This is a genomic window from Flavobacterium psychrophilum DSM 3660 = ATCC 49418, assembly GCF_002217405.1.
Taxonomy (GTDB): Bacteria; Bacteroidota; Bacteroidia; order Flavobacteriales; family Flavobacteriaceae; genus Flavobacterium; species Flavobacterium psychrophilum.
Genome location: NZ_MUHE01000038.1, coordinates 1 through 23,701 on the forward strand (window position 1 = coordinate 1; position 23,701 = coordinate 23,701).

At 34.6% G+C, this 23,701-nt stretch carries 19 protein-coding genes; 9 read left to right on the forward strand and 10 right to left on the reverse strand.

Annotated features, from left to right (window positions below):
- Positions 1 to 221: 221 nt before the first annotated feature.
- The 4 genes from katG (at position 222) to B0A57_RS09915 (ending at position 3,936) form a co-directional block, all read left to right on the forward strand.
- Complete coding sequence (gene katG / locus B0A57_RS09900) at positions 222 to 2,429, forward strand: catalase/peroxidase HPI (protein WP_034098499.1); 2,208 nt, start codon at positions 222 to 224, stop codon at positions 2,427 to 2,429.
- Positions 2,430 to 2,604: 175 nt separating this feature from the next.
- Positions 2,605 to 3,243: a peroxiredoxin gene (locus B0A57_RS09905; RefSeq protein WP_011963839.1), complete on the forward strand. Its 639-nt coding sequence runs from the start codon at positions 2,605 to 2,607 to the stop codon at positions 3,241 to 3,243.
- 84 nt (positions 3,244 to 3,327) lie between these two features.
- Positions 3,328 to 3,639, forward strand: a complete 312-nt coding sequence (locus B0A57_RS09910) for a thioredoxin family protein (protein ID WP_034098497.1) — start codon at positions 3,328 to 3,330, stop codon at positions 3,637 to 3,639.
- 39 nt (positions 3,640 to 3,678) lie between these two features.
- On the forward strand, positions 3,679 to 3,936 hold the full coding sequence (locus B0A57_RS09915; protein ID WP_011963837.1) for a DUF6952 family protein: 258 nt from the start codon (positions 3,679 to 3,681) through the stop codon (positions 3,934 to 3,936).
- A gap of 50 nt (positions 3,937 to 3,986) precedes the next feature.
- On the opposite strand, the gene B0A57_RS09920 is transcribed toward B0A57_RS09915, so the two are convergent.
- The 10 genes from B0A57_RS09920 to B0A57_RS09965 all read right to left on the reverse strand — a co-directional run bounded on the left by B0A57_RS09920 (position 3,987) and on the right by B0A57_RS09965 (position 16,399).
- Positions 3,987 to 5,777, reverse strand: a complete 1,791-nt coding sequence (locus B0A57_RS09920; RefSeq protein ID WP_034098494.1) for an acyl-CoA dehydrogenase family protein — start codon at positions 5,775 to 5,777, stop codon at positions 3,987 to 3,989.
- 162 nt (positions 5,778 to 5,939) lie between these two features.
- A complete protein-coding gene (locus B0A57_RS09925; protein ID WP_038466840.1) occupies positions 5,940 to 7,121 on the reverse strand; it encodes an acetyl-CoA C-acyltransferase in 1,182 nt (393 codons plus the stop codon).
- 134 nt (positions 7,122 to 7,255) lie between these two features.
- Positions 7,256 to 7,636, reverse strand: coding sequence for a four helix bundle protein (locus B0A57_RS09930; protein ID WP_011963834.1), 381 nt, complete (start codon positions 7,634 to 7,636; stop codon positions 7,256 to 7,258).
- 44 nt (positions 7,637 to 7,680) lie between these two features.
- A complete protein-coding gene (locus B0A57_RS09935; protein ID WP_034098489.1) occupies positions 7,681 to 10,071 on the reverse strand; it encodes a 3-hydroxyacyl-CoA dehydrogenase/enoyl-CoA hydratase family protein in 2,391 nt (796 codons plus the stop codon).
- Positions 10,055 to 10,522 (reverse strand): MarR family winged helix-turn-helix transcriptional regulator, encoded by a 468-nt coding sequence (locus B0A57_RS09940; RefSeq protein ID WP_011963832.1) that lies wholly within the window; start codon positions 10,520 to 10,522, stop codon positions 10,055 to 10,057. The genes B0A57_RS09935 and B0A57_RS09940 overlap by 17 nt, the downstream gene beginning before the upstream one ends.
- A gap of 463 nt (positions 10,523 to 10,985) precedes the next feature.
- Complete coding sequence (ggt, locus tag B0A57_RS09945; RefSeq protein WP_034098487.1) at positions 10,986 to 12,671, reverse strand: gamma-glutamyltransferase; 1,686 nt, start codon at positions 12,669 to 12,671, stop codon at positions 10,986 to 10,988.
- A gap of 80 nt (positions 12,672 to 12,751) precedes the next feature.
- The gene (locus B0A57_RS09950) at positions 12,752 to 14,524 is read right to left on the reverse strand and encodes an AMP-dependent synthetase/ligase (protein WP_011963830.1); all 1,773 of its coding nucleotides are present in this window, start codon (positions 14,522 to 14,524) and stop codon (positions 12,752 to 12,754) included.
- Positions 14,525 to 14,586: 62 nt separating this feature from the next.
- Entirely contained in the window at positions 14,587 to 14,973 is a 387-nt protein-coding gene (msrB, locus tag B0A57_RS09955; protein WP_034098485.1) for a peptide-methionine (R)-S-oxide reductase MsrB, read from the reverse strand.
- A gap of 78 nt (positions 14,974 to 15,051) precedes the next feature.
- On the reverse strand, positions 15,052 to 15,534 hold the full coding sequence (msrB, locus tag B0A57_RS09960; RefSeq protein WP_038466844.1) for a peptide-methionine (R)-S-oxide reductase MsrB: 483 nt from the start codon (positions 15,532 to 15,534) through the stop codon (positions 15,052 to 15,054).
- Between the two features lie 10 nt (positions 15,535 to 15,544).
- Entirely contained in the window at positions 15,545 to 16,399 is an 855-nt protein-coding gene (locus tag B0A57_RS09965; RefSeq protein WP_034098481.1) for an alpha/beta fold hydrolase, read from the reverse strand.
- A 160-nt stretch (positions 16,400 to 16,559) separates the two neighbouring features.
- Here B0A57_RS09965 and B0A57_RS09970 point away from each other — a divergent pair, with 160 nt between their 5' ends.
- The 5 genes from B0A57_RS09970 (at position 16,560) to cmk (ending at position 23,692) form a co-directional block, all read left to right on the forward strand.
- On the forward strand, positions 16,560 to 17,372 hold the full coding sequence (locus tag B0A57_RS09970; RefSeq protein ID WP_011963826.1) for a M48 family metallopeptidase: 813 nt from the start codon (positions 16,560 to 16,562) through the stop codon (positions 17,370 to 17,372).
- A 274-nt stretch (positions 17,373 to 17,646) separates the two neighbouring features.
- Entirely contained in the window at positions 17,647 to 18,996 is a 1,350-nt protein-coding gene (locus tag B0A57_RS09975) for an MFS transporter (protein ID WP_011963825.1), read from the forward strand.
- Positions 18,997 to 19,173: 177 nt separating this feature from the next.
- Entirely contained in the window at positions 19,174 to 21,624 is a 2,451-nt protein-coding gene (lon, locus tag B0A57_RS09980; RefSeq protein ID WP_011963824.1) for an endopeptidase La, read from the forward strand.
- A gap of 174 nt (positions 21,625 to 21,798) precedes the next feature.
- Positions 21,799 to 22,830, forward strand: a complete 1,032-nt coding sequence (porQ, locus tag B0A57_RS09985; protein WP_011963823.1) for a type IX secretion system protein PorQ — start codon at positions 21,799 to 21,801, stop codon at positions 22,828 to 22,830.
- A gap of 181 nt (positions 22,831 to 23,011) precedes the next feature.
- Positions 23,012 to 23,692, forward strand: coding sequence for a (d)CMP kinase (gene cmk / locus B0A57_RS09990; protein WP_034098476.1), 681 nt, complete (start codon positions 23,012 to 23,014; stop codon positions 23,690 to 23,692).
- The last annotated feature ends 9 nt before the right edge of the window (positions 23,693 to 23,701 follow it).

The window sequence follows — 23,701 nt, forward strand, 5'->3', positions numbered from 1 at the left end:
GCTAAATTGGTATTATTTGAATTTTGTAACTCAAATTCAAAATTATATTTTAGTAGTATTCATATTAAGCCATATAGGTTTCTTATTATTTAGGGAACAATGATTAATGTAATAGTTATTTACTATCTAAAAATAAAAAATAATAATCAATTTCGATGCGGTCTTGTCTGTTTAATCTTTAATTTTGGTTAATAAATTGAAAATCAAAAAAGTATAGTATTATGGAAAACAACACAAATCCTATTAGTGGTCAAGGAAAATGTCCTTTCTCAGGAGGAGCCGCAAAGCAAAGCGCTGGCGCAGGCACAAGAAATAGTAATTGGTGGCCAAATCAGTTAAAGTTGAATATTCTTCGCCAGTATTCTTCATTGTCTAACCCAATGGGAGAAGAATTTAATTATGCTGCAGCATTTAAAAGCCTTGATTTGATTACCTTAAAAAAAGATATTTCAGATCTAATGACCAATTCTCAAGATTGGTGGCCAGCAGATTATGGGCATTATGGTCCGTTTTTTATACGTATGGCTTGGCATAGCGCAGGTACTTATCGTGTTGCAGACGGTCGTGGTGGTGCAGGTTTTGGTATGCAACGATTTGCACCGCTAAATAGTTGGCCTGATAATGTAAATCTTGACAAAGCTCGGTTGTTATTATGGCCAATAAAACAAAAATATGGTAAGAAAATTTCTTGGGCAGATTTGATGATACTTGCAGGAAATTGTGCCTTAGAATCGATGGGGTTTAAGACTTTTGGTTTTGCTGGAGGACGTGAAGATGTTTGGGAGCCCGCAGAAGATATTTATTGGGGATCTGAGGGAAAATGGTTAGATGACCAGCGTTATTCTGGCGACCGTGAATTAGAAAATCCTTTGGCCGCTGTGCAAATGGGCTTAATTTATGTAAATCCTGAAGGTCCTAACGGAAATCCTGATCCATTAGCATCTGCTCGTGATATTCGAGAAACTTTTGCCCGTATGGCTATGAATGATGAAGAAACTGTTGCGCTTGTTGCTGGTGGACACACTTTTGGTAAAACCCACGGTGCAGCCGATCCTAATCAATATGTTAGTGCAGAACCTGCCGCTGCGAGTATTGAAGAACAAGGTTTGGGTTGGAAAAATACTTTCGGAAGCGGAAGCGGAGAACATACCATAAGTAGTGGTCTTGAAGGTGCCTGGACAACCACACCTGCAAAATGGAGTCACAATTATTTGGAAAATCTTTTTGGTTTCGAATGGGAACTAACGAAAAGTCCAGCTGGTGCACACCAATGGAAACCAAAAAATGGAGCAGGAGCAGGGACCGTTCCAGATGCACACAACTCGTCGAAAAGTCATGCTCCAACTATGCTTACCGCCGATTTAGCTTTGAGAGCCGATCCTATTTACGAAAAAATTTCAAGAAGATTTCTCGAAAACCCAGCTGAGTTTGAAGAGGCATTTGCTCGTGCTTGGTTTAAGTTAACCCACCGAGATATGGGACCAGTTGCTCGTTACCTTGGTTCGGATGTGCCAAAAGAGGTACTTATTTGGCAAGACCCTATTCCAGCGGTAAACCATCAATTAATAGATGATAATGATATTACTATATTAAAAGCTAAAATTTTAGATGCAGGATTCTCTGTGTCTGAAATGGTTTCTACAGCTTGGGCTTCAGCCTCTACTTTTCGTGGTTCGGATAAGCGTGGAGGCGCAAATGGAGCACGCATTTGTTTGGCTCCACAAAAGGATTGGAAAGTTAATAATCCAATCCAACTGTCAAAAGTTTTAGATGCACTCAAAGAAATTCAGGCAACGTTCAATAATGCTCAGTCAATAGGAAAACAAGTATCAATAGCCGATTTAATTGTGCTAACAGGTTGTGTAGGAATAGAGAAAGCAGCAAAAAACATAAAAGTTCCCTTTACACCAGGAAGAACCGATGCTTTGCAAGAACAAACAGATGTAGCCTCTTTTGCGGTACTTGAGCCAGAAGCAGATGGTTTTCGTAATTATATGAAGACCCAGTACACCGTTTCGGCAGAAGAAATGCTAATAGATAAAGCACAATTGCTAACCTTGACAGCTCCTGAATTGACTGTACTTATTGGTGGTTTGCGTGTACTTGATGTAAATTTTAATCAATCTAAAAATGGTCTGTTTACTAATCGTTCTGGAGAATTAACTAATGATTTCTTTGTAAATCTACTCGATTTTGGTACCACTTGGAAAGCCTCTTCAGAGTCTCAAGATATTTTTGAAGGTCGTAATAGAAAAACAGGCGAATTGAAATGGACAGGTACTCGTGTCGATCTTATTTTTGGTTCTAATTCAGAACTTCGTGCCCTTGCCGAAGTTTATGGATGCACAGATTCTCAAGAGAAATTTGTTAAGGATTTTGTAAAAGCTTGGGATAAAGTAATGAATTTAGATCGATTCGATTTGGTATAATTACTAAATTCTAATACTATTATAGTATAAAAGGCAGTCTTGTAATAGACTGCCTTTTATGTTAAATAAATTTAAACTATATCGAAATAAAATAATATAATAAAAGTTATTATTATCAATCTATATAATAGCTACTTTTACAGTATTAAAAAAATAAATTAAAATTCATATCATTATGTCATTAGTAGGTAAAAAATTTCCAAGTATTGCAGTAGATGCTATTTCTGAAATGGGAGACAATTTAAAAATAAATATTTTTGAAGAAGCTACAAAAAACAACAAAAAAGTATTATTATTTTGGTATCCTAAAGACTTTACTTTTGTTTGCCCAACAGAGTTACACGCATTTCAAGCAGCTTTACCAGAATTTAACAAAAGAAATACAATCGTAATTGGTGCTTCTTGCGATACAAACGAAGTGCATTTTGCATGGTTAAACACACCAAAAAACAATGGCGGAATAGAAGGTGTAACTTACCCAATTCTTGCCGATACAAACCGTAATTTAGCTAATATTTTAGGGATTTTAGATATAGATTCTACAAGTTATAGCGAAGAAACAGATTCAATTATTGTTGAAGGTTCTAACGTAACTTTTAGAGCAACTTACCTAATTGACGAAACGGGTAAAATCTTCCACGAAAGTGTAAACGATATGCCACTTGGTAGAAACGTAAATGAATATTTGCGTATGGTTGATGCTTATACGCATATTCAAGAAAAAGGAGAAGTTTGTCCTGCAAACTGGGAAGCAGGTAAAGAAGCAATGACTGCCGATAGAAATAGTACCGCTTCATACTTATCGATGAACTAATAACTAATTTTAATTGCAAGACAATATTCAAATGAAATAATTTTGAATATTGTCATTGCAATTGGATATTGAAATTTAAAAAATATGTTAGTAGAATTAGAAAACGATAATTTAGCCGAAATTATTAATACAAACAATATTGTAGTAGTACAATATTCGGCATCATGGTGCGGAAATTGTAGAATTATGAAACCAAAATTTAAAAAATTGGCTTCAGAAAACGAAAACGTTACTTTTGTAATTGCAGATGCCGAAAATTTCCCTGAATCAAGAAAATTAGCCAATGTAGATAATTTACCAACTTTTGCTACTTTCAAAAGCGGAGCATTTGTAAGCCAAACTCAAACCAATAAAGCAGAGGTTTTGATTGATTTTGTAAATGAAGTACTTAATTAGATTTATCTATAGTTCTAATCATTTAAAAATATAAAACAAATGAAGTTACCAGTTATAAAGCATTTAACTCAATTTATTGATGAAAATGACCAAGATTATCTTGTAGAAACTATCGAAGTTCTTGAAGCCTTAACAGAAGTTTCTTCACTTAAAGACGAAGAGCTTGATGTTATTGGCGAATTAATTTCTAATATGTATGGCGCACTCGAAGTGCATAAAATGACCAAAACAGGAATGGATAAAAAAGAAGCCTTAAATGCTTTTATGAAAAGAGTTTTAGGATCGATAGATAAATAAAAAAAATGCTTCTATATTAGAAGCATTTTTTATAATTAAGAGGGTTTATATTAGAAGCAGTATGCGTTTTCTGCAACTAATTTTGTGGTAATCGTTTCTCTTAAACCTACTACATTTGGCATGTTAGTGTATTTAGTGAAACGACGTAATCCCATTAACATCATACGTTGTTCGTCACCTTCAGCAAAAGAAATAATGCTTTCTTTTCCTTTTTGAGTGATGATATCAACTGCTTGGTACAAATATAATTGTGCCATGGCGATTTGTTCTTTTACTTTGTCTGCACCGTTTGTTTTGGCTAATTTTTCGGTTCTCAAGATGGTACTTTCAGCCATGTAAATTTCGATTAGGATATCAGAAGCTGCCATCAATAATTGTTGGTGTGCGTCTAAGTCTGGACCGTATTTTTGAACCGCTCCACCGGCAACCATTAGGAACGCTTTTTTCAATTTGGTAATCATTTCTTTTTCTTCAGCAAACAATTCAGAATAATCTGGAGTTTCAAAAGATGGAATTCCCATTAACTCTTCTTGTACTTTAGAAGCAGGTCCTAACAAATCAACATGACCTTTCATGGCTTTTTTAATTAACATACCAACAGATAACATTCTGTTGATTTCGTTTGTTCCCTCGTAGATACGAGCAATACGAGCATCTCTCCAAGCACTTTCCATAGGCGTGTCTTCTGAGAATCCCATTCCACCAAAAATTTGAATTCCTTCATCAGCACAAGCTTGCACGTCTTCAGAAACCGCTACTTTCAAGATAGAACACTCGATAGCATATTCTTCAACACCTTTCAATTCGGCTTCTTGATGAGAAGATCCAGCTGCTTCACGTTCTGTGATACGATCTTCAATATCTTTTGCAGCACGGTATGTAGCACTTTCTCCTGCGTAGCAAGAAGTCGCCATTTCAGCTAATTTAGAACGAATAGCTCCAAATTGAGAAATAGCAGTATTAAACTGAATTCTTTCATTAGAATAGTTTACTGCTTGAGTAATTACTCTACGTTGTGCGTCCAAACAAGCAGCAGCCAATTTGATACGACCAACGTTCAAAGCATTCATTGCGATTTTGAATCCATTTCCTCTTTCAGACAACATGTTTTCAGCAGGAACTTTAGTTTCATTGAAGAAAACCTGACGAGTAGAAGAAGCACGAATACCTAATTTATGCTCTTCTTCATTCATTGAAATTCCATTATCAGCAGTGTTTTCTACGATAAAACCAGTAATGTTTTTGTCGTCACCAATTCTTGCGAATACGATGAATACAGAACAGAATCCTGCATTCGAAATCCACATTTTTTGTCCAGTGATCGAATATGTTTTTCCGTCTTCAGATAAAACGGCTTTTGTTTTTCCAGAATTCGCATCCGATCCAGCACCTGGCTCAGTCAAGCAATACGCTCCAAACCATTCTCCAGAAGCTAATTTAGGTACGTATTTTTGTTTTTGCTCTTCTGTTCCGTATAAAGTGATTGGCATTGTTCCAATTCCGGTGTGCGCTCCAAAAGCAGTAGAGAAGGATCCCGTTGCTCCCGAAATATAATCACATACCAAAACAGTATTTACAAATCCCATTCCCATTCCGCCATAAGCTTCAGGTACAGCTACGCTTAAGAAACCAAGATCACCCGCTTTTTTCATACACTCTTGTGTATAAGCGTAGTCTTTTTTCTCAAAACGATCTTTGTGTGCCCACAATTCTTTATCAACGAACTCTTTTACAGAGTCACGCATCATTAGCTGCTCTTCATTGAAATCTTCTGGCGTGAAAATAGCTTCACATTTTGTTTCTTTTACGATGAATTGACCACCTCTTGTTTTATCGCTCATTTTTTTTTATTTTTTTAAGTAATAGACTTTTATATTTTTATTTGCAATCTGCTTCCTCAATCTTGTCATTCCGACGAAGGAGGAATCTCATTAAGTTTTTTCGTCCCTAATTTGTTATGTGATTCCTCCTTCGTCGGAATGACAAAAGGAAGGATAATTTATTTAAAGAAGTTCGTAAATCCCTGCAGAACCTTGTCCAGTTCCAACACACATGCTCACAATTCCGTATTTGCTTCCTCTGCGTTTCATCTCATCAAACAATTGAACAGATAATTTGGCACCGGTACAACCTAGAGGGTGTCCCAAGGCAATAGCTCCACCATTCACATTGATGATATCAGGATTCAAGTTCAATTCGCGAGTAACTGCCAATGCTTGTGAAGCAAATGCTTCGTTCAATTCAATTAAATCGATATCATTTAGAGTTAATCCTGCTTGTTTCAACGCTTTTGGAATCGCTTTTACAGGTCCAATTCCCATAATTCTTGGTTCAACACCTGCAGAGGCGAAGTTTACCAAACGAGCGATAGGTTCAAGGTTTAATTCTTTTACCATTTCTTCGCTCATAACCAGTACAAAAGCAGCCCCATCACTCATTTGTGAAGAGTTACCTGCAGTTACACTTCCATCGGCAGCAAAAACAGCTCTAAGACCAGCTAGTGCTTCCAAAGATGTTCCAGCTCTTGGTCCTTCATCTTTGTTTACCACATACGATTTGGTTTCTTTTTTACCATTTTCATTGATAAATGTTTGCTCTACTGTAATTGGTACGATTTGTTTGTCAAATTTACCTTCAGCTTCTGCTTTTAATGCTTTGTTGTGTGATTGAAAAGCAAATTCATCTTGGTCTGCACGAGAAATGTTGAATTGCTTAGCCACCGCTTCCGATGTTAATCCCATTCCCCAGTAGTAATCCTCATGTCCCGCTTTTGCAACAGCATAATCCGGAGTAGGTTTGTAACCTCCCATTGGAATAAAACTCATGCTTTCCGCTCCACCAGCAATGATACAATGTGCCATTCCTGATTGGATTTTGGCAGTTGCCATTCCGATTGTTTCTAATCCTGAAGCACAATATCTGTTTACGGTAACACCCGGTACATCATCTACTTTTAATCCCATCAAAGAGATTAAACGACCTACGTTCAAACCTTGTTCTGCTTCTGGCATGGCATTTCCTACCATAACGTCGTCAATACGGGTTTTGTCAAATTCTGGCAATTCATTCATCATGTATTGAATGGTTTCTGCAGCCAATTCATCAGGTCTTTTAAATCTAAAAACTCCTTTTGGTGCTTTTCCTACCGCAGTACGATACGCTTTAACTATATATGCTGTTTTCATAAATTATGTATTAAGATTGGAGAATTAAGTATTAAGATTTTCCAATCGTTGTTAAAAAGTATTAAGATTGAAGAATTAAGTATTAAGATTTTCCAATCGTTGTTAAAAAAGTATTAAGAATGAAGAATTAAGTATTAAGATTTTCCAATGTTTATGTTAATTTTTTCTTTTAATGATTTTTGAAATGAAAAATTCATATTTGAAACTTCGACTAATTGATTAATAATAGGTTGTATTAAATCTTCATTTACAAGTTTAAGCCTTTTAGCAAGTATTAATTGAGTTATTAATTCAAAAGTAGAACCATTTGCAATTCCTAAAAATTGTATGAATTCTTTATCATAATTTCTTCCAGAACCTTCAGCGATGTTAGAAGGAATAGATACTGCACATTTTTTTATTTGATGAATTAAATTAAATTTTTCATCATTAGGCAATAAAGTAGAAACTTCATAAACTTCAACAGCAATATCCATCGCTTTTTGCCAAATTTTTAATTTTTCAAAATTGTGCATAGTCTTTTTTTTAAGTCTTAATACTTAATACTTCAGTCTTAATTCTAATTTCTCAAAGGTTTCCCTTTTGTTAACATGAACTGAATTCTTTCTAGCGTTTTTTTCTCCGTACAAAGTGACAAGAAAGCTTCGCGTTCAAGGTCTAATAAATATTGCTCAGATACCAAAGTGTGTTCCGATAAATCACCACCAGCCATAACATAAGCTAGTTTGTTTGCAATTTTCAAATCGTGTTCTGAGATGTACTTACCGGCAACCATTTGATTGGTTCCTACCAAGAACATTCCTAAAGCTTGTTTACCTAAAACTTTTACATCCGTTCTGCGAATTGGTTGAGTATAACCCGCTTCGGCCATTAATAAGGCGTGTTTCTTAGCTTCGGCGATTTGACGGTCTTTGTTTACAACCACAATATCTTTACCGTGTTGTAAAAGCCCAGTATCAAAAGCTTCGTAAGCCGAAGTCGATACTTTTGCCATAGCGATAGTCATGAAATATTCTTGTAAAACATTCAATTCCACATCGTTTTTACGGAATAAATCGGATGCACGCATGGCCAATTCTTTCGAACCACCACCGCCAGGAATAACCCCAACACCAAATTCAACTAATCCCATATAGGTTTCTGCAGCGGCAACCACTTTATCAGCATGTAAGCTCATTTCGCAACCACCACCAAAAGTCATTCCGTGAGGAGCAACTACAACTGGGATTCCAGAATAACGCACACGCATCATTGTGTCTTGGAACATTTTGATGGCCATATTCAACTCATCATATTCTTGCTCCACCGCCATCATGAAAATCATTCCGATATTGGCACCAACAGAGAAATTCGATGCTTGATTACCAATAACCAAACCTTGGTATTCTTTTTCAGATAGGTCAATTGCTTTATTAATAGCTTGAAGTACATCACCACCAATGGTATTCATTTTAGATTGGAATTCTAAATTTAAAATTCCGTCTCCCAAGTCTTGAATAATTGCACCGCTGTTACTCCAAACTTTTTTGCTTTCGCGAATGTTATTCAGGATGATAAAAGCATCTTGACCCGGAATTTTCACCAAAGATTTTGAATTGATCCCATAATAATAGGTAGCACCTTCTTTTACGGAATAAAAACTGGTATTTCCAGAAGCAATCATTTCGGTAACCCAAGTTGCAGGCTCAAGACCTTCGGCTTTCATGATTTCGATTCCTTTTTCAACACCAATGGCATCCCAAATTTCGAATGGGCCATTTTCCCATCCAAAACCAGCTTTCATGGCATCGTCTATTTTGTATAATTCATCAGAGATTTCAGGAATTCTGTTCGAAACATAAGCAAACATTCCAGAAAAACTTTTTCTGTAAAATTCACCTGCTTTGTCTTTTCCTTTAACTAAAACCTTAAATCTGTTGATTGGTTTGTCAATTGTTTTTGTCAATTCCAAAGTAGCAAAAGAAGCTCTTTTGGCAGGACGGTATTCCATTGTGTCCAAGTCCAAAGAAAGAATATCTTTGTCTACTTTTTTGTAGAAACCTTGACCTGTTTTGCTTCCCAACCATTTGTTCTCCATCATTTTGTTGACAAATTCCGGAAGTTTAAACAACTCATGTTGTTCGTCTGTTGGGCAGTTTTCGTAGATTCCGTTGGCAACATGTACTAAAGTATCTAATCCAACCACATCTACAGTTCTGAAAGTAGCCGATTTTGGGCGACCAATAACTGGTCCTGTCAATTTATCTACTTCTTCAATCGTTAATCCCAATTCTTTTACCAAGTGGAACAAACTTTGAATTCCGTAAATACCAATACGGTTTCCGATAAATGCTGGAGTATCTTTGGCAACAACCGAAGTTTTACCCAAGAATTTCTCTCCGTATATGGTTAAGAAATCCAAAACTTCCGTTGAAGTTTGTGGGCCAGGAATAATTTCGAATAATTTTAAGTAACGCGCAGGGTTAAAAAAGTGAGTACCGCAGAAATGCTTTTGGAAATCTTCGCTACGTCCTTCGCTCATAAAGTGAATTGGAATACCAGAAGTGTTTGAGGTAACCAAAGTTCCCGGTTTTCTGAATTTTTCGATTTGTTCAAAAACCAATTTTTTGATGTCCAAACGCTCTACAACTACTTCGATGATCCAATCTACATTGGCAATTTTCGCCATATCATCGGTAGTATTTCCAGTGGTGATTCGGCTGGCGAATTTTTGACTGTAAATAGGAGAGGGCTTCGATTTTAATGAGTTGGCCAAATGTTCGTTTACCACACGGTTGCGAACAATTTTACTCTCAAGTGTTAGCCCTTTTTTGGCTTCTGCATCCGTCAATTCTCTTGGTACAATGTCTAAAAGTAAGACTTCGACACCAATGTTGGCAAAATGACAAGCAATTCCTGAACCCATAATCCCGGATCCAATTACTGCAACTTTTTTAATAATACGCTTCATTTTCTATTTTTTCAGTTTGATTGAATATTTTTTTCTCTTGTATTAATTCATTTATAATTTCGGAAACTTCCATAAAATTCTGCAATTTCTCTATAGAAACATTATGTTTTACAGCTTCATTAAATTTTAGTACGGTATTTTTAGAAAGTTCTCTTTTTTCTTTTCCAAATTCGGTTAGGTAAATCAAAACGCCTCTACCATCTTCTGGGTTTTTTTTTCTAATGATTAGCCCTTTTTCCTCCATAGATTTTAGGGTTCTTGTTAGGCTTGTGGCTTCCATTCCCATTCTGGGTCCTAAAGCGGTTGATGGTGTTCCTGTTTCTTTATCGATACTTAATAATGCAAATCCTGTTGCCATTGTACCATCAAATTTTGCTGCTTCTTCATTATACATTCTGGCAACTGCTTGCCAAGTTGCTCGAAGCACATAATCGATTGTTTTCTCTTTCATTTTAATTAATTGAAATTCAAAGATAATAAAAAATACTATGCGTGCATAATAAAATTAGTTTATTTTTATAAAAGAATATTCGAAATTTAAAGTTAGTCTAAGGTATTCTTTTTTGATTTTTTAACATTAATTGATTCTTAAAAAATTAATAAATAACCCGTTGGTTGAGGTTTAATTTTTTTAACCAGATAGAGCTGTAGTTTTGATGAATTTAATTGAAAGCGTTTCATTTTATTTCTTTAAAATATAGCTTTATGAACCAATAATTGGTCTGTTTAACTCTTTTTTAGATGTTTCTATGTGGTTTTTTTTTCTTTAAAAATTTTGATTTTTGTTAATTTTACACAACTCGTTAATAAATATCAGATTAATAAAAGGTTGTATTTTTAATATCTGCTATAATACAACTAATACAAGTTGGGATAGTTATATTCTTAAGGAGTTTGTTATTGTTTTATGTTTTTTAGAATCCAACCGCTTTGTCATCACCTCGTTTGTCGGCACCACCTTCAATATTTCCGTTTGGTTGTATTAATATGGCATCTACTTTACCAATAATTGGATTGTTTTTTTCATTAATAAGGTAGCCTTTTTGTTTTAACGCATCTAAAGTATCTTTTGGAAAGCCATTGGGTTCGAAAGTTACTACATCTGGAACCCATTGATGGTGAAAGCGGGGAGCATTTACGGCTTCTTGCATGGTTAGATTAAATTGGCTAACATTTAAAATTGTTTGCAAAACGGAAGTAATAATTGTAGAGCCACCTGGGGTTCCCACTACCATAAATAGTTTGTTGTCTTTTTCTACAATTGTAGGGGTCATAGAGCTTAGCATGCGTTTTTGGGGAGCAATGCTATTGGCTTTTCCGCCTATTAATCCGTATAAATTTGGTGTGCCTGCTTTTATGCTAAAATCATCCATTTGATTGTTTAAGAAAAAACCTAATTCTTTACAATATAGTTTTGAGCCATAATTGTCATTTAATGTGGTGGTTGCTGAAACTGCGTTTCCAAAAGAATCTACAATTGAGTAATGTGTGGTTTCGGTACTTTCGTTAAAGTTTATTTTTCCTTGCGCAATATCTGAGGATAAAGTTGCTTTTTCTAATGAAAAATTGCTCATTCTGTTTTTTAGATAATCGCTATCTGATAATTGATTGATGGGATTGGTTATAAAATCTGGATCCCCTAGATAATAATTTCTATCTGCATAAGCTCGGCGTTCTGCTTCTGTAATGATTTGTATAGTTTGAATAGTATTATGACCAAATTTTGCGATAGGGTAGGGTTCTATCATTTTCATGATTTGGGCCAAACAGATTCCGCCACTACTTGGTGGTGGCATGGATATTATTTTTAGATCATGGTAATTAAAAGTGATTGGAGTTCTCCATTTGGCTTCATATTTAGACATGTCTTCCATGGTGATTATGCCTCCTTTTTTTTGGATATAGTTTACGAATTTTTGAGCTGTTTTTCCTTTGTAAAATTCATCTTTTCCATTTTTTGCAATTCGTTTTAGGGTGGCTGCCAAAGCTGGATATTTGATGGTGTCATTTTGTTTAAAATTTCTTGCGAAAAGTGTTTTTTTACCATTGGCTTTTATGATTACTTCTCGGTATTCTGCCAAGCTGTTTTCTTGTTTTTGTGTAACAATGACCCCTTTTTCGGCGAGTGCTATTACAGGGTTTATGATTTCTGATATAGGTAATGAACCAAATTTTTTGTGTACTTCAAATATACCTGCAATAGTTCCTGGAATTCCAACGGCAAAGGCTGTTTGTGTACTTTTGCCATCAATAATATTTCCTTTTTTATCTAGATACATGTTTTTTGATGCTTTTAGGGGGGCTTTTTCCCTATAATCTAATGAGCCAATATCTCCGTTTACTTTGCGATAAACCATAAATCCGCCACCGCCAATGTTTCCTGCATTAGGATAGGCTACTGCCAATGCTAATTCTGTTGCAATCATTGCATCAAACGCATTTCCTCCTTTTTTTATAATTTCAATTCCAATTTTCGAAGCTTCTTCTCGAGCTGATACAATCATTGCTTTTTGGGTAACTAAACCTGTATTTGTTTGTTGTGCATTACACGTTGGTAAACTAATAATGAGTAGGAGTAGGAATGTTTTTTTTAGATACATAAGTTATTTATTTATAGGATTTTTTTGTGGGGCTTTAGTATTTTACTAAAAAAAACGCTTCTGTACGAAGCGTTTTTTTATTAATTGTAAATTTTTTCGTATAGTTTTTGGTATTTCTCTAAGATTATTTTTCGTTTTAGTTTTAATGTTGGTGTGAGATGACCATCGGTAATGGTCCATAAATCTGGTGTAAGTTCAAATCGTTTTATTTTTTCCCAATTCCCAAATTTTTCGTTTAATGAATTTACTTCTTGCTGAATGCGTTCGATAACTTTTGGGTTTGCAATTATTTCTTCGTTTGTATTTCCTAAAGTTACTTGATGCAAAACGCCCCATTCTTTTACAAAATCGAAGTTGGGTTGTATGAATGCTGCTGGCATTTTCTGACCATCACCAATTACCATAATTTGCTCTATAAAACGGGATTGTTTCATGGTGTTTTCTAGTAATTGTGGTGCGATATATTTTCCGCCAGAGGTTTTAAACATTTCTTTTTTCCGATCGGTAATTTTCAGGAATCCTTCGTTGTCAAATTCTCCAATATCTCCCGTATGAAAATAACCCTCTTTGATAACTTCTTTTGTTTGTGCTTCGTCTTTATAATAGCCCATCATGACATTTGTTCCTTTGCAAAGGATTTCTCCATCTGGTCCAATTTTTACGTCTAATTTGTCTATTACTTTGCCAACAGTTCCTATTTTGAATCCTTTGTTGCGCATATCATTTACTGATATAACTGGTGATGTTTCGGTTAAGCCATAACCTTCCATGACGGGAATTCCTGCGGCGGCAAAAATTCTAGTTAATCTTGGTTGTAGGGCTGCGCTTCCAGAAACCATAAGGTCTAAATTACCTCCTAATCCTTCTTTCCATTTGCTGAAAATAAGTTTTCGTGCAATTTTTAATTGTATTTCGTACCAAAATCCGTTTGCTCCGTAAGGTTCGTATCGTAATCCCAGATCGATTGCCCAAAAGAAAAGATTCTTTTTTATTCCTGTGAGTTCAGAACCTTTGGTGTATATTTTGTCATAGACTTTTTCTAAAAGTCTGGGAACAACCGTCATTACTGTTGGTTTAACTTCTTTTATATTGTCGCTAATTTTTTCGATAGATTCTCCAAAATATATTGCCACTCCGTAGTATTGGTATAAATAAAGAATCATTCGCTCAAAGATATGACAAATTGGTAAAAAACTTAGTCCTTTACTTGTGCCTTCTTCAAAAGGGATTCTGTTTGAGCTATCTAAAGCATTCGAAACTATATTTTGGTGAGAAAGCATGACGCCTTTTGGCTTTCCAGTAGTTCCCGAGGTGTAAATAATGGTTGCTAAATCAGTGGTTAATACTGCTTTTTTTCTTTCTTCTACTTCGTTTTGGTTCGATTTGTCTGAACCAAGGGTTAGCAATTCGTTCCAATTTTTGCAGCCTTCAATATCATTAAAAGAGAAAATTTCTTTAAGTGTTGGTACATTGTTTTTAATCATGTTTATTTTCCGAAGTACTTCGGCATCAGAAATAAAACAATATTTTGCTTCACAATGGTTTAAAATATACTGATAATCATCTTCAGAAATAGTAGGATATATAGGAACGTTTTGCGCACCAGTTTGTAAAATACCAATATCCATAATATTCCATTCGGTTCTATTATTGGTTGATATTAGAGCAATTTTATCATTTTTTTGTATTCCCAATCGAAGTAGCGCTCTCGAAATGGTATTTGCTTTGTTTATATATTCTTGTGTCGAAGTTTTTACCCAAACGCCGTCATACTTTGTTACTAAAGCATCGGGCAAATTTTGTTTATCTAGTTGGTAATAAGGGAAGTCGAATAATCTTGTGATCTTGGTCATTCTAAAGTATGGGTTAATTTTTATGCAAATTAATAAAAAATACGAAGAATTACAATTTTTGATTATTTAAAGTCGATTGAAAGTGAATTTACGCAATATCTAACCCCTGTTTTTGTAGGGCCATCATCGAAAATATGGCCTAAATGACTGCCACAATTTGCACATACAATTTCGGTACGAATCATACCGTGTGTGTTGTCTTTGAGGTGTTGTATTTTTTTAGAAATTGATTCGTCGAAAGAAGGCCAACCGCAGTGTGCGTTAAATTTAGCATTACTCTCAAATAATGGTTCTTTGCATCCGCCACAAATATAAGTACCTTTTTGGGTATGTAAATTGTAGGTTCCGGTATGTGGGTATTCTGTTCCTTTTTCTCGGAGAATTCTATATTTTTCTTCGCCAAGTTCTAGTTTCCATGCCGCTTCGGTTTTTTCTACTGGATATTTCATGTCTAGATGATGTTTTTTTATTGAAATATGGTATATTTATGAGGGAATTTTTATTTTGTTATCATAAATATTTTGTTATTATTTTTTGGGTATAAATAGGATAGAAACAGAATTAGTACAAAAACGCTTTCCTGTTGTTTCTGTCGGTCCATCATCAAAAACATGGCCCAAATGTCCGCTACAATTGGCGCACATGGCTTCGGTTCTTTGCATGCCAAAAGAAGTATCGGTTTTATAAATTACACTTCCTTTTATAGCCTGATCAAATGATGGCCAACCACATTCTGAGTTAAATTTTGCATCGGAAGTAAATAAAGGATTCTTACAGGCTGCACAAGCATAGTATCCTTTTTCGAAATGATTCCAATACTTTCCGGAGAAAGACGCTTCTGTTCCTTTTTTTCTTAAAACGTTATATTCTTCTGGTGTTAGTTGTGTTTTCCATTGTGCATCTGTTTTATGAATTTTATTTTTAGAGTTTGTTTTTTCTGCTTTTTTTTCTTGGCTATGAGAAGCAGTTAAGCTAACAATAGAAACTAATAAAATGATTATTTTTTTCATTTTTGATGTTTTAATTTTGAATAAAATTAAGTGTTTTGTTGATCACATTTGTATCTCCAAGAATTTTCCTGTGGCCTAATCTTTGCGTAACATAAATTTCTCCGTTTGGAAGATGTTTTAAGATGTTTTTACCGCAAAACAAGGGTACTTCATAATCGTTTTCGTCATGAATAACGAGTGTAGGTATATTTACTTGTTTTGCGGCAAGATATGCGGCATAATCTTGCATGGGCTCACCAAATCTTTTTTCGAAAAGTTCACTCATTTTTTTGGCAATGATAGGTTTTAGTTTTAATTTTTTGACATAATCATCTAGAATATCTTCAATTTTATCGCCACTTCCTATGACTATTAATTTTTTTAATTGCAATCCTTGTTTTACCGAATTTAGCAATGCCATTCCACCTAATGAATGTCCTATCGCAAATTCGAAAGGACCATATAATTTTTCTAATTCTAATATTGAAGCTATAAATTCTGGCATTAGGGTTGTTCTTGTTCCTGATTTTCCATGGGCTGGTGCATCGAAACTTATGGTTGAATAGCCTAGTTTAATTAATTCATCGGCAAATTTCACTAATTGTGTGCCACGACCAGACCATCCGTGAACTAATAATACTTTTTTCGGACTATTTCCGTAATGGTAAACGACTATTTTTTTATTAATTTTTGGTATAAAAATAGTTTCTTGTATGGTATTTTTATCCATTGCCAATTCTCTATTGGGTGTTTTGTGTTTTATGGGCATTGTAAATATTCTAGAAGCCAATTTTGTAACCAAATCGAGAGAGAAAAATTCAACTATTTTTACGGTGTATAATATTATTTTAGGTATTTGTGTGTGTTTTGTTTTTTTTGCTTTCAAAATATTTCATATTTAATAATGTGCAATTTAAGTTTTTATTTTTTTTGGTATGAAAATTGACTCATAAATTAATCATAAAAATACTTTAAAGATTTTTATGTTTACAATTAAAAAAAAATGAATTAATTTTACTAGATATTTCAAATAAATTAAAAGAAGAATGAAAAAAGGTTTGATGATTTTAGCAATAGCTGTATTGGTTGCCTCTTGTGCTACAAATCCATTTACAGGGAAAAAAACAATGGCATTAGTGCCAGATAGCGAAATTTTCCCATCGGCATTTCAGCAATATGGACAATTTTTGTCAGAGAATAAAGTACTTGTAGGTACTAAAGATGCGCAAAGAGTAGAAAACGTAGGAACAAAAATAAAAGTAGCTGCCGAAAGATGGCTAACCGCTAACGGAAAACCAACTTATTTAGCAAATTATAAATGGGAATATAAGTTAGTAGAAAGTAAAGAAGTAAATGCTTGGTGTATGCCAGGAGGTAAAATAGTAGTTTATACGGGTATTTTGCCAATAACGAAAGACGATGCAGGGTTAGCAGCAGTTTTAGGACATGAGGTTTCTCACGCTTTAGCAAATCACGGACAGCAGCGTATGAGTGCTGGAATGTTGCAACAATTAGGGGGTGTTGGGTTAGCGGTGGCTACAGGAAATAAAAGTCAAGAAACACAACAAATGATTATGCAAGCTTATGGTGTAGGTAGTCAAGTAGGTGTGATGCTCCCATTTAGTCGTGATAATGAGAGCGAGGCCGATATGATTGGACTTACACTAATGGCAATTGCAGGTTATAATCCTGAGAATGCAGTTGTATTATGGGAGCGTATGTCTGCTCAAGCAGGCGGAAATGCACCACCAGAAATTATGAGTACCCACCCAGCAAACGCAACACGTATTGCCAACTTAAAATCATTATTGCCACAAGCAAAAGCCGAAGCCGCAAAATTTGGGGTTATTTTTAAATAAAATCGGCTTATTTATAATAATAAAAAACATTTTTTTAAATCGCATTATTTTGGCGTTATTACAAGGTATTGCTTTTCGTTACAAACAAAGTTCGCCAAACTGCAATAAAAATGAAAGTATAGAAATCTTTTTGAGACAGCAAAAGCCTCAAAAAACATTTCGGGTTTAATCCCAAACGCAAATACTGTAATTAATAGCATTAAGTCATAAAAATATATTACTTTCGAAGCTGCTCTCATGGGCAGCTTTTTTTATGATAAAAATATTTTAAAACATGAAAACACTTCAAAAAGGAGATAAAAAATTATTAAATGCTTGGGCTTTTTACGATTGGGCAAACTCGGTTTATAGCTTAGTCATTGCTTCGGCTATCTTTCCTATTTTTTATGAGATGATTTTTAAAAAAAGAGGCAATAATGTAGTCTATATATATGGTAATGAAATTAAAGACACAGCAATGATTACTTTTGTTACCGCATTAGCTTTTCTAATAGTGGCTATTATTTCTCCTTTTTTATCAGGAATTGCAGATTATGTAGGAAATAAAAAAGTATTTATGCGGTTCTTCTGTTATCTTGGTGGTTTGTCTTGTATTTCTCTATATTGGTTTAATTTAGAAAATTTATTCTTAAGTTATACCGCTTATTTATTAGGATTAATAGGCTTCTGGGCAAGTCTTGTTTTTTATAATTCCTATTTGCCAGACATTGCTTACCCCGAACAACAAGATAGAGTTAGCGCAAGAGGATTTTCTATGGGATATATAGGAAGTACCCTATTATTAATTATAAACCTTGCAATGGTAATGTTTCCTGATAAGTTTTATATTACTGCCGATAATCCAGACAGAGCAAGAGAAATTGCCATGAGAACTTCTTTTCTAATGGTTGGTATTTGGTGGATAGGTTTTAGTCATGTAACTTATTATTATTTACCAAAAGGCTCATCAAAAGGACATAAAGTAACAAAAGCTATTGTTTTTGATGGTTTTAAAGAACTAAAATTAGTTTGGAAACAATTGCAACAAAATATTACATTAAAAAGATATTTATCAAGCTATTTTGTTTTTATCATGGCAGTGCAAACTGTTATTTTAGTAGCGACTTATTTTGGTGCTACCGAAGTAAATTGGGAAACTAGCAGTCAGCAAACCACAGGGCTAATTATTAGTATATTAGTTATTCAAATTGTAGCTGTTATAGGAGCTTTTATTACCTCAAGAGCATCAGGAAAATATGGTAACATAAATTTATTAATCTTCTTAAATATTTTTTGGGCAATATTTTGTGTTTTTGCTTTTTTTGTTGAAACACCAAATGAGTTTTATGCTGTTGCTGGATTTGGAGGGTTAGGAATGGGAGGAATACAATCGTTGGCTCGTTCTACATATTCAAAACTATTGCCAGAAACAGATGATACAGCTTCGTATTTTAGTTTTTATGATGTAACCGAAAAAATAGGAATCGTCATCGGAATGTCTATTTACGGAATCATAGATCAGATTACAGGCTCTATGAGAAACTCATTTGTATTCTTAGCTATTTTTTTTGTAATAGGAGTAATTTTACTACTAAGAATTCCAAGAAATAATGCCTTAAATACTAAATCGAATACAAGACTTTAAGTAATGTATTAAATATGCCAAAAGGATTTTCTTTATGGCACAATCCTTGACTTATAAAAGAGTAATCTAAATAAATATTTTTATTATTTATTGATTTTCAGCTATATAAATATTTGAATATGTTATTTTTACAATTCAAATAAGCCATGTTTAATGACAAAATGACTTAAATATAATATGTCTCAACAAAAAATAATTACCATTGACAATTTGTCACTACAAGAATTTGATTCCGAAGCAGATTTAATTCCACTTCTCACACCAGAGGATGAAGAAGAAATGGCAAACGAAGAACTGCCTTCAGATTTGCTTATACTTCCTTTGCGAAACACTGTTTTGTTTCCCGGAGTTGTCATTCCTATTACCGCAGGAAGAGATAAATCGATTAGATTAATAGACGCAGCAAATGCTGGCGACAAAATTATTGGAGTCGTATCTCAAAAAAATGAAGAAGACGAAGACCCTACCGAAAATGATATTAATAAAGTAGGAACAGTAGCTAAAATTCTTCGTGTATTAAAAATGCCCGACGGAAATGTTACCGTAATTTTGCAAGGAAAAAAACGTTTCGAAATAGAGCAAGTTACCTCGACCGAACCCTACATGAAAGCTTCTATAAAAGAAGTTACAGAAGAAAGACCAACTAAAAAAGACAAAGAATTTTCGGCCATAATAGAATCAGTTCGTGATTTGGCAATTCAAATCATCACCGAAAGCCCTAATATTCCTACAGAAGCCACTTTTGCAATAAAAAATATCGATAGCAGCTCGTTTCTAGTCAATTTCGTGTCCTCAAACATGAACCTTTCGGTTGTTGAAAAACAAGATTTATTAGAAATAAATAACTTAAAAGAACGAGCTTTAGCTACTTTAAAGTATATGAATATCGAGTTTCAGAAATTGGAACTTAAAAACGACATACAATCTAAAGTACGTTTCGATCTAGACCAGCAACAACGTGAATATTTTTTGCACCAGCAAATGAAAACCATTCAAGAAGAATTGGGAGGCGTTTCGCAAGAAGAAGAAATAGAAGAAATGCGTGCCAAATCGAAAACAAAAATTTGGGACGAAAAAACACAAAAGCATTTTGATAAAGAATTATCGAAAATGCAACGTTCTAACCCAAATTCGCCCGATTTTGGTATCCAAAGAAATTATTTAGAATTATTTCTAGATTTGCCTTGGGGAAAATACTCTAAAGATAATTTCGATTTAAAACGGGCTCAAAAAATATTAGATAAAGACCATTTTGGTCTAGAAGATGTTAAGAAAAGAATGATAGAACATTTAGCCGTTCTTAAACTGAGAAATGATATGAAATCGCCAATTCTTTGCTTAACAGGCCCTCCCGGAGTAGGAAAAACATCTATCGGGAGATCTATTGCCGAAGCTTTAGGAAGAGAATATGTACGAGTTTCGCTAGGTGGTTTGCGTGATGAAGCCGAAATTCGAGGACATCGAAAAACCTATATTGGCGCACTACCAGGAAGAATCTTGCAAAGCCTAAAAAAAGCAGGCACATCAAACCCTGTTTTTGTTTTAGATGAAATAGATAAATTATCAAATAGTAATCAAGGAGATCCATCATCTGCATTGTTAGAAGTTTTAGACCCTGAGCAAAACAGCGAATTTTATGATAATTTTCTAGAAATAGGTTACGATTTGTCTAAAGTCATGTTTATTGCCACATCAAACAATATGGCAACCATACAACCAGCACTTAAAGACCGTATGGAAATCATCAAAATGTCAGGTTATACCATTGAAGAAAAAGTTGAAATTGCCAAACAACATCTGTTGCCAAAACAATTAGCCATTCATGGTCTAACCTCTAAACATTTACAAATTGGTAAAAAACAATTAGAAAAAATAGTAGAAGGTTACACACGAGAATCTGGCGTGCGTGGACTAGAAAATAAAATGGCACAAGTAATTAGAAATGCTGCAAAATGCGTAGCTATGGACGAAGAATACAATATAAAAGTTAGCGATGACGATATTGTAAAAATCCTTGGTGTTCCCAGACTAGAAAGAGACAAATCAGAAAATAATGAGGTAGCAGGAGTAGTTACCGGATTGGCTTGGACATCAGTTGGAGGCGATATTTTATTTATAGAATCCTTAATTTCCCCAGGAAAAGGAACCATGACAATTACTGGAAACCTAGGAACAGTCATGAAAGAATCAGCAACAATCGCTTTAGAATATATAAAAGCCAATGCCCAATTATTGGGACTCAATTCAGAAATGTTAGCAAAATATAATATTCACTTACACGTTCCAGAAGGCGCAACCCCAAAAGACGGGCCAAGTGCAGGTATTGCCATGCTAACCTCATTAGTTTCGGTATTTACCCAGAAAAAAATAAAGAAAAGTTTAGCCATGACTGGCGAAATCACTTTACGAGGAAAAGTATTACCAGTAGGCGGAATTAAAGAAAAAATCCTAGCCGCAAAACGAGCCAATATTAAAGAAATAATTTTGTGCCACGAAAACAAAAGCGATATAGACGAAATAAAACCAGAATATCTAACAGGTCTAACCTTTCATTATGTGAAAGAAATGAATGAGGTTTTAGCCATTGCAATAACAAAAGATAACGTAAAAAACGCCAAAACATTATAAATTTTTTTTGCCACGAATTGCACAAATTACCACGAATTTCTAATTATCAGTAAAAAAAAAATCGTCTTAATTTGTGCAATTCGTGGTTAAAATAAAATTAGTATGAGTTGCAGACAGTCATAAAAAATAATATCTTCGTTTCTGCGTTATATAGTTTTAAAACGTCAAAAATAAATGCAAAAAAAACACCTAATACTCTTATTATTTACAATCTATACTTCAACTTATAGTCAAATAGGAGGGCAAGGCGTATACCAGTTCCTAAACCTAATTTCCTCACCAAGACAAGCCGCATTAGGAGGAAAAATAATAACAAATTACGATTACGACGTAAACCAACCCTTATTTAATCCCGCAAGTATAAACACAGAAATGGACGGTCGTTTAGCCTTAAACTACGGAAACTATTTTGGCGATGTAACCTACGGAACAGCAGCATTTGCATACACATACGATAGACACCTAGAAACATTACACGGCGCAATTACCTACATAAACTACGGAAAATTCGATGGGTATGATGAGTTCAAAGCAGCAACAGGACAATTTACAGGAAACGAAATTGCACTATCCCTAGGATACGCTTACAATATTCCCTGGACAAAAATATACCTAGGGGCAAACGCAAAACTTATTTCCTCAACACTCGAAAGTTATAACTCATTTGGCGTTGCCGCCGATTTGGCTGCAATGTATAAAGACGACAAAAACGATATAAACTACGCACTAGTAGTCAGAAATTTCGGAACACAAATAAAAAGCTATAATGACACAAACGAAAAATTACCATTCGAAGTCATAGCAGGAATATCGCAAGAACTAGAAAACGTACCCATTCGCTGGCACCTCACACTAGAAAACCTACAACACTGGAACGTTTCCTTCGCCAACCCCGCCAGAAGCCAGCCAACAATAGACGGAGAACCAATCGAAGAAAAAGTAAGTTTCCTAGGCAACACAATGCGACACGTCATCGTTGGAGCCGAAATTTTCCCCAAAAAAACCTTCACACTACGATTAAGCTATAATTTCCGCCGAGCAGCCGAACTAAAAATACTAGAACAACGCACCTTCTCAGGAATATCAGCAGGATTCGGAATCAGATTCAGAAAATTCCGATTCGATTATTCCTACTCGCGATACACCCTAGCCGCAAACACCAGTTTATTCGGACTCACAATAAATTTGTATAACAACGAACAATAATTTTTTTTTTTGAAGCAGAAACCATAAAGCCCTAAAAAAACAAACCTCCCGCTATCCGTTTCAATCTTTTTTTTGCTTAAGTTCCTCGCAAAAAAAGCGAGAACTCAAACAAAAAAAAGGATTTCCACTACTATCGGGGCTACAAACAAACTTTGCGATTACGATTAAACATTAAAAAAAAATGAAAAAAATAACCATTGCCATCGACGGATTTTCCTCAACAGGAAAAAGCACATTAGCCAAACAATTAGCCAATCACTTAGGCTATATTTTTGTCGACTCAGGAGCAATGTATCGCGCCATAACTTATTATGCCTTACAAAACGAATATATAAATCAAGACCTCTTCAATAAAGAAAAACTAATCAAAAATTTACCACAAATAAAATTAGAATTTCAATTCAATCCAAAGCTAGGCTTTGCCGAAATGTACCTAAATGACACCAATGTCGAAAAAGAAATTCGAACCATCAAAGTATCCAACTACGTAAGTCAAGTAGCCGCCATATCACAAGTTCGAGCCAAACTAGTCGAACAGCAGCAACAAATGGGCAAAAACAAAGGCATCGTCATGGACGGTCGGGATATAGGAACCGTCGTTTTTCCAACCGCCGAACTCAAAATATTCATGACAGCCAGCGCACAAACTCGAGCACAACGTCGTTACGATGAGATGTCATCTAACTCAGAAAATGTTTCATACGATGAGGTTCTAAAAAACGTACAAGAAAGAGACTTTATAGATACCCATCGAGAAGATTCGCCACTTGTAAAAGCTAACGATGCTATAGAAATAGACAATTCCCATTTGTCTCGAGAAGAACAATTTAAGATTGTTCTTGATTTGGTTAATAATATTTAACAAAATTTA